General features: G+C 46.0%; 9 protein-coding genes. 5 read left to right on the top strand and 4 right to left on the bottom strand.

The genetic code is table 11. From position 1 onward, the window contains the following. Positions 1 to 122 precede the first annotated feature (122 nt). The 4 genes from V8Z93_RS06105 (at position 123) to V8Z93_RS06090 (ending at position 6564) form a co-directional block, all read left to right on the top strand. Positions 123 to 3557, top strand: coding sequence for a glycosyltransferase family 117 protein (locus V8Z93_RS06105; RefSeq protein WP_439432694.1), 3435 nt, complete (start codon positions 123 to 125; stop codon positions 3555 to 3557). Between the two features lie 73 nt (positions 3558 to 3630). Next, positions 3631 to 4242: a polysaccharide deacetylase family protein gene (locus V8Z93_RS06100; protein WP_218412411.1), complete on the top strand. Its 612-nt coding sequence runs from the start codon at positions 3631 to 3633 to the stop codon at positions 4240 to 4242. Positions 4243 to 4303: 61 nt separating this feature from the next. Further along, entirely contained in the window at positions 4304 to 5047 is a 744-nt protein-coding gene (locus V8Z93_RS06095) for a hypothetical protein (RefSeq protein ID WP_439432693.1), read from the top strand. Positions 5048 to 5292: 245 nt separating this feature from the next. Further along, positions 5293 to 6564 carry an ATP-binding protein gene (locus V8Z93_RS06090; protein WP_439432692.1) on the top strand — a complete coding sequence of 424 codons (1272 nt, stop codon included), beginning with the start codon at positions 5293 to 5295 and terminating at the stop codon, positions 6562 to 6564. 395 nt (positions 6565 to 6959) lie between these two features. Here V8Z93_RS06090 and V8Z93_RS06085 read toward each other — a convergent pair whose 3' ends face one another. From V8Z93_RS06085 to V8Z93_RS06070, 4 genes are all read right to left on the bottom strand, one after another. Then, the gene (locus V8Z93_RS06085; protein WP_439432691.1) at positions 6960 to 7121 is read right to left on the bottom strand and encodes a hypothetical protein; all 162 of its coding nucleotides are present in this window, start codon (positions 7119 to 7121) and stop codon (positions 6960 to 6962) included. 15 nt (positions 7122 to 7136) lie between these two features. Next, positions 7137 to 9914: a BspA family leucine-rich repeat surface protein gene (locus tag V8Z93_RS06080; RefSeq protein ID WP_439432690.1), complete on the bottom strand. Its 2778-nt coding sequence runs from the start codon at positions 9912 to 9914 to the stop codon at positions 7137 to 7139. 48 nt (positions 9915 to 9962) lie between these two features. Beyond that, positions 9963 to 10169, bottom strand: coding sequence for a hypothetical protein (locus tag V8Z93_RS06075; RefSeq protein WP_439432689.1), 207 nt, complete (start codon positions 10167 to 10169; stop codon positions 9963 to 9965). A gap of 499 nt (positions 10170 to 10668) precedes the next feature. Further along, on the bottom strand, positions 10669 to 10812 hold the full coding sequence (locus tag V8Z93_RS06070) for a hypothetical protein (RefSeq protein ID WP_439432688.1): 144 nt from the start codon (positions 10810 to 10812) through the stop codon (positions 10669 to 10671). A 302-nt stretch (positions 10813 to 11114) separates the two neighbouring features. Here V8Z93_RS06070 and V8Z93_RS06065 point away from each other — a divergent pair, with 302 nt between their 5' ends. Beyond that, the gene (locus V8Z93_RS06065) at positions 11115 to 11999 is read left to right on the top strand and encodes an Rpn family recombination-promoting nuclease/putative transposase (RefSeq protein WP_439432687.1); all 885 of its coding nucleotides are present in this window, start codon (positions 11115 to 11117) and stop codon (positions 11997 to 11999) included. Positions 12000 to 12328 lie beyond the last annotated feature (329 nt).

The following is a 12328-nucleotide window of genomic DNA, read 5'->3' as shown; positions in this document are numbered from 1 at the left end:
GATAATATAATAATGCCTAAAAAACAAGAAAGAACTTCTAGATTATCTCATCTTTTTAGTATCTTTGCAACGATTTATACACTGGAAATAAAGAAATATAATACATTAAAGTTAAAACAATAATGAAACAGTACAAATTGGTGGACAATATCTTCGGATGGGTCGCATTCATCATTGCGGCTTTCGTTTATTGTTCCACGATTGAGCCGACAGCCAGTTTCTGGGACTGTCCTGAGTTTATCACTACTGCTTATAAGCAGGAAATAGGTCACCCACCGGGGGCACCTTTCTTCATGCTCATGGGCAATTTCTTCACACACTTCGCCAGCGACACCACTCAGGTGGCCAAGATGGTGAACACGATGAGCGCACTCCTCAGTGCCGTCTGCATCATGTTCCTCTTCTGGACAATTACCCACCTGGCTCGCAAGCTCATCATCGGCGACTGGAAGGAAATGACCACCAGCAAGCTGATTGCCATAGAGGCATCAGGTATGGTGGGCGCACTCATCTACACCTTCAGCGATACCTTCTGGTTCTCGGCTGTAGAGGGTGAGGTTTACGCCTTCTCTTCTGCCTTCACCGCCGTGGTATTCTGGCTGATATTGAAGTGGGAAGACCACGCCGACGAACCTCATAGCGACCGATGGCTCGTGCTCATCGCCTATATGACCGGTTTGAGTATCGGTGTGCACTTGCTCAACCTGCTCTGTATCCCAGCCATCGTATTGGTTTACTATTACAAAAAGGTGCCTCATGCCAACCTGAAGGGCTCGCTTCTGGCGTTGGTTCTCTCGTTCCTGGTAGTGGTAGCCGTATTGTATGGTGTGGTTCCAGGTATCATCACCGTAGGCGGATGGTTCGAGCTGTTCTTCGTCAACGTACTCGGTTGTCCATTCAACACCGGTGAAATCGTATATATCATCTGCCTCGTTGCCTCTGTTATCTGGGGCATCTACGAGACTTACAATGCTTCAGAAAAGAACGAGAAGAAGCAGAACATCGCCTTCGTTCTCGGTTTCGGCATGCTCGGTATTCCATTCTATGGATATGGCTGGACAGCCGTAGTCTGCGGCATCATCGTCCTCGCCGTTCTCTGGCTTGCCCTTACCTACAAGCGCAAGAAGGAGGTGGTAACAGGCGTTGACGAGGTGACTGGCATCGCCAAGAAGAAGATGCAGCGCGTGCCGCTGGTTACAGCCCGCATCAAGAACACAGCCTTGCTCTGCATGCTGATGCTCATGATCGGTTACTCAAGCTATGCGCTCATCGTAATCCGTTCATCTGCCAACCCTCCTATGGACCAGAACTCTCCTGAGGATATCTTTACCCTGGGCAGTTATCTGAGCCGTGACCAGTATGGCGACCGCCCACTGCTCTATGGTCAGGCATACACCTCTCAGGTTGCCCTCGAAGTGGATGGCAACATGTGCAAGCCTGTGATGCAGGAAGGTGCACCGGTTTACCAGCGCAAGGAGAAGGCTTCTGCCGACGAGAAGGACTCTTACTTCGTGGTAAGCCACAAGAACAAGTATATCTATGCACAGAATATGCTCTTCCCTCGTATGTACAGTTCGGCTCATGCCCAGGCATACGAAGACTGGATGGGCGGCGTGGATGGCACCGAGGTGCCTTACGACCGCTGCGGAGAGAATATCATGGTGAAGATGCCTTCACAGATTGACAACATCCGCTTCTTCCTCTCCTATCAGTGCAACTTCATGTACTGGCGCTACTTTATGTGGAACTTTGCCGGACGTCAGAACGATATCCAGGGCAATGGTGAGCCAGAGCATGGCAACTGGATTTCCGGTTTCTCATTCATTGATGACCAGCTCTATGGCGACCAGAGCAAGTTGCCAGATGATCTGAAGGAGAACAAGGGTCACAACGTGTTCTACTGCATGCCGCTGATTCTCGGCTTGATCGGTCTCTTCTGGCAGGCTTGGTACACCCGCAAGCGCAAGGTAGTAAAGAACGGCGTGGAAACAGAGGAGGTTCTCCCTGTAGGTATCCAGCAGTTCTGGGTGGTATTCTTCCTGTTCTTCATGACGGGTCTTGCCATCGTTATCTATCTGAACCAGACTCCAATGCAGCCACGTGAGCGTGACTATGCCTACGCCGGTTCATTCTATGCATACGCTATCTGGTGCGGTCTTGGCGTAGTAGCCATCCTCGACATCCTGAAGCAGAAGATGAAGCTCAGCGGTACAGCTATTTCAGCCATCGTTGCCGTTATCACCCTCCTCGTGCCTATCCAGATGGCATCGCAGACCTGGGATGACCACGACCGCTCTGGCCGCTACACCTGCCGTGACTTCGGTCAGAACTATCTGATGTCACTTCAGGAGAAGAGCCATCCTATCATCTTTACCAATGGTGATAACGATACCTTCCCACTCTGGTACAACCAGGAGGTAGAGGGCGTAGGAACCGATGCACGTGTATGTAACCTGAGCTATCTGCAGACCGACTGGTACATCGACCAGATGATGCGTCCTGCCTACGACTCCCCATCCGTGCCTATCACCTGGCCACGTCTCGACTTCTGTTCAGGCACCAACGAGTATGTATCTGTTCAGCCTGAGGCTAAGCAGCAGATTCTGGAATTCTACAAGCAGGACCCAGAGAATGCCAAGAAGCAGTTTGGCAATGAGCCATTCGAGCTGAAGAACATTCTTAAATACTGGGTACGCAGCAAGAACCCAGATATGCACGTTATCCCAACAGATACCCTCTACATCACCATCGACAAGGAGGCTGTGAAGAAGAGCGGCATGATGATGGCTTCGGATTCCATCCCTGACAAGATGGTGATCTCGCTTGCCGGCAAGAGTGCTCTCTACAAGAACGACCTGATGATGCTCGAAATGCTGGCTCAGAGCAACTGGACCCGTCCACTCTACGTGGCTTTGACAGTGGGTCAGGAGAACTACATGAACCTTGGCGACAACTTCGTTCAGGAGGGTCTCGTCAACCGTATCACTCCGTTCACCACCAACAAGCCGGGAGCCAAGAACTTCGACACAGAGAAGACCTATCATAACATCATGACCCGATTCAAGTTCGGCAACCTGAAGCAGAAGGGCCTCTACATCGACGAGACCACCATGCGCATGTGCTATACACATCGCCGTCTGCTCGCCCAGACAGCCCTGCAGCTCATCGCCGAAGGCAAGAAGCAGAAGGCTATCAACATCCTGAAGAAGGCTGATGTGGAGATTCCTGCATACAATGTGACGCTCGACTACATGAGCGGCGCTCTGGATATGGCTCGCGGCTGGCTGATGACCGGTCAAAAGGCTAAGGGTAAGGAGTATGTGGAGGCAGTTTGGAAGAACGCTTCACAGTATCTCAACTATTACCTGTCGTTGTCTAACGACCACTTCCTGCAGAGTCAGAACGACTGCATCCGTCAGATCATGATCATGCAGAGCACCTGCGATGTGGCAGGCATGGTAAGTCCTCAGTTGGAACAGAAGTATCAGAAGCAACTCAACAACCTCTATACCCTGTACCACGGCAGAGGCGGCAGAATGCCAGAAGGCAATCAGTAATCAGAATACAAGAGATGGCCTCGCGTTTTTGCGAGGTCATCTTTTCATTATTTCATAAAAATCAATATTTCCCATGTTCATAGAGCAACCAGCCAAGTGGCTTAGATGGCTATATCCAAAGGCAATATGGCGAATGGACAAGAATGACCATTCGGTGTATCTCACGTTCGATGATGGTCCGATACCCGAATCCACCCCATTCATCCTGGAAACCTTGAGAAAGTACAACATCAAGGCCACCTTCTTCATGGTGGGCGAAAACGTGCTGCGCAACCACGACCTCTACAACCAGATTGTGGCAGAGGGTCATCAGATTGGCAACCACACCTTCAACCACATCGGTGCCTTCAAGCACCGTGTCATCTCCTACGTGCTCAACACCAACAAGGCGAACGAGTTGATCCACGCCCATCTCTTCCGTCCACCCCATGGATGGATGCGACAGAGTGAGTACTGGTGGCTGCATCGCACCTACAAGGTGATTATGTGGGATGTGGTGACCCGAGATTATTCCAAGTGGATGACGGCAGAAGACGTGGTGAACAACGTGAAGAAGTATGCCCGCAACGGCAGCATCATCACCTTCCACGACTCGCTGAAGAGCATCGACAAGCTGAAGACGGCGCTCCCACAATCCATAGAATGGCTGATGGAACAGGGATATGAATTCAAGATTTTTGATTAAATCATTCTTTGATTAAATCTTTGATTAATTCATTTTTTTGATTAATTCATTTTGATAAACAATGAGCAAAAGAATCAATAGTTACCAAGCTGTGGCTTCGTTTGTAAGAGCTTTCTTTGAGGCGTATGCCCGTGGCATCATGGATGCGGCTATCGGCGGCGACGACTTCAAGAAGAAGAACGACCCGAAGGAAATCAAGCAGATGATGCTGGAGCATTATGGCGAGGTGAACCAATATTTCTTCGACATCATGTTCTCTACCCTCGTGCGTCTCAACTACAAGAGTGCGGATGAGGCGAACGACCGCATGAAGAAGAATTTCGAGAGCATGAAGAAGGCGGATCCTTCCTTTGAGCCTACAATGCTCGATTATCTGCGCATAGCCTGCAAGTCGAATCCGCTTTACAATGCGATGGAGGCTGAATACAAGCGCAACTTCACCTGGCTGCTGCAGGGTAAGTTTACCACCATTGAGGAGCATCTGCGCGATTACACCCACGGCATCCTCATCAGTCTTGCCGATGAGCCGATGGCTATCCATCTGCTGGTGCGCATCATCGTAAAGGCGTATGCCTCCGGCTTGAAGTGTGGCAGCAAGGAGGGCACTCAGTCTCAGCTCCACATGCCTACTCTGCACGGCATGCTGCTGAACAATGTAAATATCCTTCTCAACGAGGCTCCGCTGAAGGGTGACCCGGAAGACCCCGTAGCTTTGTTCAAGGAAGCCTGCAAGAACGAAGAAGAAAACATCAATGTTTTGTTCAATACACTGAACGATGCCATGAAGGAACTGGCAGAGGAATAAAAAGAAGCTTATCTCATAGCAGCTGATGTATACACAACAGCTGACAGACTATCGCCCAACAGCTGATGTGCAAGCGCACACCACCTGTTGGGCGATTTTATATGATAATACAGCCAACTGAGGAAACGAAATACGGCCAACTGAGGAAACGAAATTCAGCCAACTGAGGAAATAAAATACGGCCAACTGAGGAAATATCGAAAAAAAGTTGTATCTTTGCATGCAAAAATCAAATAATAGAAAATATGGAATACAAACATAGAATTGCAGACCAAATGCTGTCAAAGAAACTGGCAAGCAAGGGGGCTATATTGATAGAAGGCCCAAAATGGTGTGGAAAAACTACCACCGCCGAACAACAGGCAAACAGTATCCTGTATATGGATAATCCTGCCTCATTGGATACCAATCTGCAGATGGCAGAGATAGATGCTTCAGTCTTGCTGGATGGCGAAACACCAAGACTTATTGATGAATGGCAGCTAGCTCCTAAACTTTGGGATGCCATCAGATTTGAGATCGACCATAGACGTGACGTGGGACAGTTTATCTTGACTGGCTCCGCTGTTCCTGCAGATGAAAAAGATATACATCATTCAGGAACAGGGCGGTTCAGCTGGCTAACAATGCGACCAATGAGTCTCTACGAGTCAGGTGAATCAAACGGAAAGATAAGTTTGGCACATTTATTTGAAACACCAGAAAAGATAGTTGCCATTAACAAACTGAAAATAGAAGACTTGGCATATCTGATTTGCCGCGGTGGTTGGCCTTTTGCTTGTGGATTAAAAGATGAAGCAGCGTTGGACCAGGCATTCGACTATGTGGATGCGGTCATCAAGAAAGATATTTCGCGAGTAGATGGAGTAAATCGCAATGCAACGACTACAAGATTGCTATTACGTTCATATGCAAGAAACCAAGGTTCGCAAGCAACCATCGGAACGATTGTGGCAGATATGATGACAAATGACGAAAATGAAATTAGCGTGAAGACAGCAGGAAGCTATCTGGAAACATTACGCAAAATATTTGTCATAGAGGATTCCGAAGCATGGAATCCTAATCTACGTTCCAAAACGGCTATCCGTACAGCAAATACCCGTTACTTTATAGATCCGTCTATTGGAACGGCAGTATTGGGACTGGGTCCTAAAGACCTCATTAACGACCTCAATACAATGGGACTCTTTTTTGAAACCCTTTGTATTCGTGATTTGCGAGTCTTTGCAGATGTGCTGGACGGAGAAGTGTACCATTATCGCGACAAAAACGGGTTGGAATGTGATGCAGTAGTGCATCTGCGCAATGGAAAATATGGACTTATCGAAATAAAGTTAGGTGGCGAGAAACTCATCAACGAAGGTGCAGCCAACCTGCTATCACTTGCAGACAAAATAAATACTGAAAAAATGAATTATCCCTCTTTCATGATGGTACTTACGGGAACAGGCGATTTTGCTTATCGAAGAAAAGACGGTGTTTTTGTAGTTCCTATCGGATGCTTGAAAGATTAAAAGTGGCTTAGGAACCAAGCAGGAGACAGACAATCTTGCTTAAGAATAACGAATATTAATTGTCAACCTTCACCAGGAATAAGACACGCCCTGAAAGGGCAGAAGCCCCTAGCCCAGGGCATCGCCCTGGGTAATTACGGACGCAAACCTGTCGCCCTGTAAGGGCAAAAGCTTTAAAACTCCAGGCAAAACATAAAGCTTTTGCCCTTACAGGGCGTCTTGCTGATTGCCATCATACCCAGGGCGATGCCCTGGGCTAGGAGCTTTTGAACCTTCAGTCCGTACTTAAACCACATGCGAAAGTTGAGTAAATGACAATAAAAGACAATGTAAGAACGAAAATACCCCATGGCATGAGTGCCATGGGGTATCATTATTATTAAAGGTGAGACTTTTTAGTCTGCCCAAATGCTGCCACTTGCATCGCGATAGTTACTAACCGACTCTTCGCTATAATCCTCTTCTGCCGCTTTCTGGATAACAGAGCCGGCAAGGATGGCTGTGGTTTCCATTTCCATGACGCTAACCACTGGCTTGATATATCTTTTCTTTTTCATAATTCTCAGTTTTTTTTATTTGATGATAACTTTCATTGTCTTGCCGCCACGCTTCACAATGTTGATGCCCTTCTGAGGAGCGTTGAGGCGATTGCCCTGCAGGTCATAATATACAGCCTTGTCGTCTGCAATGGTGTTGAGGCTGTCGATGGCTGTTGTGCCGCCACCGATGGCGATGCTGAACATCTTGGCGCCAGCAGCAGGAGCAGTAGTATTGTCTACCATGTAAGCACGGAAAGGCTTGCTACCCACCTGTGTTGTGCTTGAGTTCTCCAACAGCTTGGCAGGGTTCATCAGCTTGTTGCCCTTCACGATGTAGCAGTTGTTATCAGCATCCTTGTCGAACACCTTTTGGGTATAGATACCCTGGAGCTGATAGTTGCCATTAGCAGTTTCTGAGGCCTGAACATCTTTTGCTATTGCCTTGTCGGCTTCAGAGATGCTGAGCGAATTTGCTCCATCCTTCATCTTGATGATAACAGGAGTACCAGCAGCAATGCTTGTCTCTATCTCTTCGAGTTCTACAGTTTCAGCTACATCATCAGCCGAAAGGAGCTTGAAGGCACGGAAGTTCTGATTTTCGAGCGATACCTCGAATGGCAAGCAGAGCGTAGCCCAGGTTGTGCCAGGATTAATAGTGCGGTTGTAAGATGCAGCCTTGGCTGCGAACGGCTCGTAAGCCACGAAATCCTTGCCGTCGTCAAGAACAAGATTCTCCGTAGTAAGAGCATCTCCCGTTGCACCTATCTTCTTCTCACCATTCTTACCTACCAGCTTGGTGAAGTAGCCAGTCTTATAGTTAGCGTATTTGTTATTGTCCTTGCCTGAGTCACTGATATAATCTATAAAACCTTTAAGATTCTCGCAACCAATGAACATATCATCACCCCCAAAAACCTGGTCCGTAACAAACTTATCGCTGGCGAAAATAGTTTGGAGAGTTGAGCAACCAGAGAACATAGAGGACATATTCTCCACGCGCTCTGTATTGAAATTAGAGAGGTCGAGCAAAGAGAGTCCTTCACAGCCCAGAAACATATCTGTCATATCTTCCACGTTCTGAGTATTGAAGTTAGAGACGTCGAGCGAGGTAAGCGCATAGCAGCAAGTGAACATCCAGCTCATGTCCGTCACATTCTGGGTATTCAGATTCTCAATACCTTCAATTTCGGTCAGATAAAAGCAATCTGCGAACCACCGACAACAGCTCGTTGGTCTTGCATTGGCAAACGAAGCATCGAAGACCACCTTCTTGATATTTGCACTTTGGGCATTCCACCCCGGATCGTTAGATTCCACATTAAGGTCATAAGCTCCTGCAGGCTTGGAAAGGCTGCGTCTGAATGTAAGCGTTCCAGTAGCATTGTCAAACTCGGCATAATCAAATACAGGAGTAAAATAACCAGTCGTACCGCAGTTGGCATAGGTGTGGTCGGTCTTGCTATCGCTATAATCTTTGAGACTTTTGCAACCAGTGAACATATCAGAACCGTTACTAACATTGTCCGTTACAAACTTGTTGCTGACGTAGATGGTTGTGAGAGCGGAGCAGCCTTCGAACATATTGTTCATATACGTCACCTTCGCTGTGTTGAAGTTAGTGAGGTCGAGAGATTTGAGAGCGGAGCAGCCATAGAACATATGGATCATATACGTCACCTTCGCTGTGTTGAAGTTAGTGAGGTCGAGAGATTTGAGAGCGGAGCAGCCATAGAACATCCAGCTCATGTCCGTCACATTCTCGGTGTTGAAGTTAGTGAGGTTAAGAGATTCGAGAGCGGAGCAGCCTTTGAACATACAGCTCATATACGTCACCTTCGCTGTGTTGAAGTTAGTGAGGTCGAGAGATTTGAGAGCGGAGCAGCCTTCGAACATATTGTCCATAAACTCCACATTCGCTGTGTTGAAGTTAGTGAGGTCAAGAGAGGTGAGAGCGGAGCAGCCATGGAACATTTTGCCAATATCCGTCACCTTCGCTGTATTCAAATATTCAAGGTCTGAAATTGTTTCCAAGGTTTCGCAGCCTTTAAAGAATTCTCTCAACGATGTAGGAGCGTAAGTCTTGAAACTCTCATCGAAAACGATATTCTTGATACTACTGTAATTAGTGCACACATCTTGCACCCCATCGATGTTATCTACCATAGCCAAACGGCTTAAATCAAGACCTTCCAGATTGTCTGAAGTGATTTTTTTGAAAGTCAATGTAGAGTTCGTAGCAACGTAGTCTGCAACATATTCAGAAAAAGTGGTTGCTGTTTTCAGATCATATATGCATGTGCGGTCGGCATATTCATTACCTGAGCCATCTTTTGTGTAAGACAACTTCAAAGAATGCTCGCCAACAGATAATAATGCTTTAATCTCTATTTGCTTTTTATCGCTAATCGTCCAAGGCTCTTTGTTATCTAAAGTAATAGTGGCTTTATCAAAATTATATTCAGAAGAAACGAGATACTTAAATGTCAATAACATAGGCTTTTCTACTGTGAAATTGACTACAGTCTCTGAAGAACTTCCGTCCACATTATAATTACTTGACATCAGTCCTTTGCTTCCTTCTGGAATTGTGAAGCCAAGATTTGTCATTCCCTCTGCGTTCAAGTCCAGCTCCTGCCAAGGATAACTGCCATTGTCAGTAATGGTAACATCGGTTATACCCTCCAAGCCTTTGAACAAAACATAGCGAGGGTCTTCTGTTGTGGTCTCCGCCACCATACGTGTAGGCACAAACAACAACATCAACAACATCAATGGGAACAGGGCAAATCTATAGAACTTTGCCCCCCCCATAGTTCATACGGTCGACATGCGACACATTGAATTGATTGGTAATTTTTTTCATAATTTAATATTATATTTGTTATTAATATTTGTCTGCTTATTGCCGAAATTCACTCCAGTAAATACAGGAGGTTTAACAGCATGATGAATATCGATGCCAGAAATAGAAAGATATGCGAAGATAATACCTAACATGAGTGCAGCCACCCCGATGATAATCAGGGCGAGTTCTATCCTTGGCATGGTTTCTAATATTTCATTCATGGTGCAAATATAGTGTTTTTTTCGGAAAAAGGGGTTCACTTTTTACACTTAGGTGTCCATTTGGTGGGGCAAATGGACACTTTTTTAACGTATGTTTTCATTTCGTGATGTGCTTTCCTGGTTATTTCGCGAAAAAATGGTTAGTCCTGTTTTATCCTCTGGGGCTATATCTTCAGCCATTTTCTCCCATCATTCGGTAGGGTACAGCCTCCCTTTAACTTGAAAATGCGGTACAGATAGGTGCGGGCAGAGAAGCCACAAAACGTACCTCGGCAAGCCGGAGGCGGAAGGTGGAGTTTAGGAATGAAGTGAAGTAGCGTGTATCCCCCGCCGGCGCACCAGGCTTCCAGCTTCTCTCACTTCTCTTTCCTGAGTCTTTCAGAAAGTTTCGAATGTAAAGTCTTTTCCTTAGCAGTAAGGAAGAAAATAGTAAAAGTCCCCGAAGCGTATAGCACCGTGGGCTTCCTGTATTATGGAATGAAAATTGAGGCGAGTTAAGTTAAAGGCATGCATAACAGTCTGCAGCCTCCTCTCGTGCTCTAGCAAAGTCTATTTGAGCCTTTGCTTCCATTTCTTTTTTACGTCTAACCATATCTCGTAATACAGCAATTGCTTCTTCACGAGTTTTAATTTTTAAAGCCATACTTATTCATTTTAAAGTTCTACTTCTTGTTGGTTGCAAAGATAAGCTTTTATTTTGAAAGTGCAAAGAAAACGGGAGAACAGTTTCGGGAAAATTTGGATTCCCGTATTTTAAAAGATAAAAGATAGCCATTCCATGCCACAAATCAAGTGTCTATACGCCACCTGTTCATCGTGGCATATAGACACTTGTCCTGTCATATAAAAAAACGCAATCTCTTACTTTTTCTGTAACTTTTCACAGAATTCTCTTGCGGGTTTGAAAATAAAGTCGTAACTTTGCGGCATGGATTTTTAATACAGATGATTATGAAGCAGGTAGAAGAAAGATATATCAGCTTGCTGACCGACTTCGGTTTCAAGCGAATTTTCGGAACAGCAATGAACAAGGATTTGCTCATTTGCTTCCTCAACAGCTTGTTTAATGGCAAACAGGTTGTGAAGGACGTATCGTATCTGAAGCCAGAGCACGTAGGAGATATCTATACCGACCGCAGAGCCATCTTTGATGTATATTGCGAAGGCGAAAACGGCGAGAAGTTCATCGTAGAAATGCAGAACGCTTATCAGACGTATTTCAAGGATCGCGCCCTTTTCTACTCCACTTTCCCGATTCGCGAACAGGCACCTAAGGGAAGTGAATGGGATTTCAAACTCAATCATGTCTATACCGTAGCCCTGCTCAACTTCAGCATGAACGAGGACGCCTTCGACAAGGAGAAAATCCGCCATCATGTGCAGTTGTGCGACACAGCTACCCACAAAGTATTTTACGACAAACTCGAATATATTTATGTAGAGATTGCCAAGTTCAATAAGACATTAGGAGAACTGGATACGCTCTACGAGAAGTGGCTCTATGCACTGAAGAACCTCTATAAGCTTACCCAGCGCCCTAAAGAACTGTGCGACAAGGTTTTCGACCGCCTCTTCGAGGAAGCCGAGATAGCCAAGTTCACTCCGCAGGAGATGAGGGAGTACGAGACCAGCAAGATGGCATATCGCGACATCAAGAATTCCGTAGACACAGCCAAGCGTGAAGGTCTTGCGGAGGGTATTGAAATCGGTATGAATCAGAAAGCTCAGGATATAGCAAAGAATATGCTGGCAATGGGACTTTCTGCCGAACAGGTTGCCAAAGCTACCCAGCTTTCTTTGGAAATCATTAAGAATCTGAGCAATTCATAAAAAACAGGAAGCGGAGATGTAGATTACGAATATCACCATATAATCAAGGGTCTATACGCCACCTTTTCATCGTGGCATATAGACCCTTGTCGTTTCCCGTGAAGTGCGGGGGATATGTTTGCTGGGCAACTTATACTCCTGCCCAGTTTAGGAGTAAAACAATCAGCTTTATTATTTAACTTTACACTTTTAGACACATAAAACCGTCAGATCATTACACTTTTCGACACATGATAATATCGAAAGCTTACACTTTCTGACACATAATATCAATGCAAAGTTACACTTTTCGACACACACGACCAAATAAACATTGAGCATAAAGTGGG

It is taken from the genome of Segatella copri (assembly GCF_051861805.1).
GTDB lineage: Bacteria > Bacteroidota > Bacteroidia > Bacteroidales > Bacteroidaceae > Prevotella > Prevotella copri_M.
Note: the sequence above shows the minus strand (reverse complement) of the source record. Positions and strands in the feature narration are given on the sequence as shown.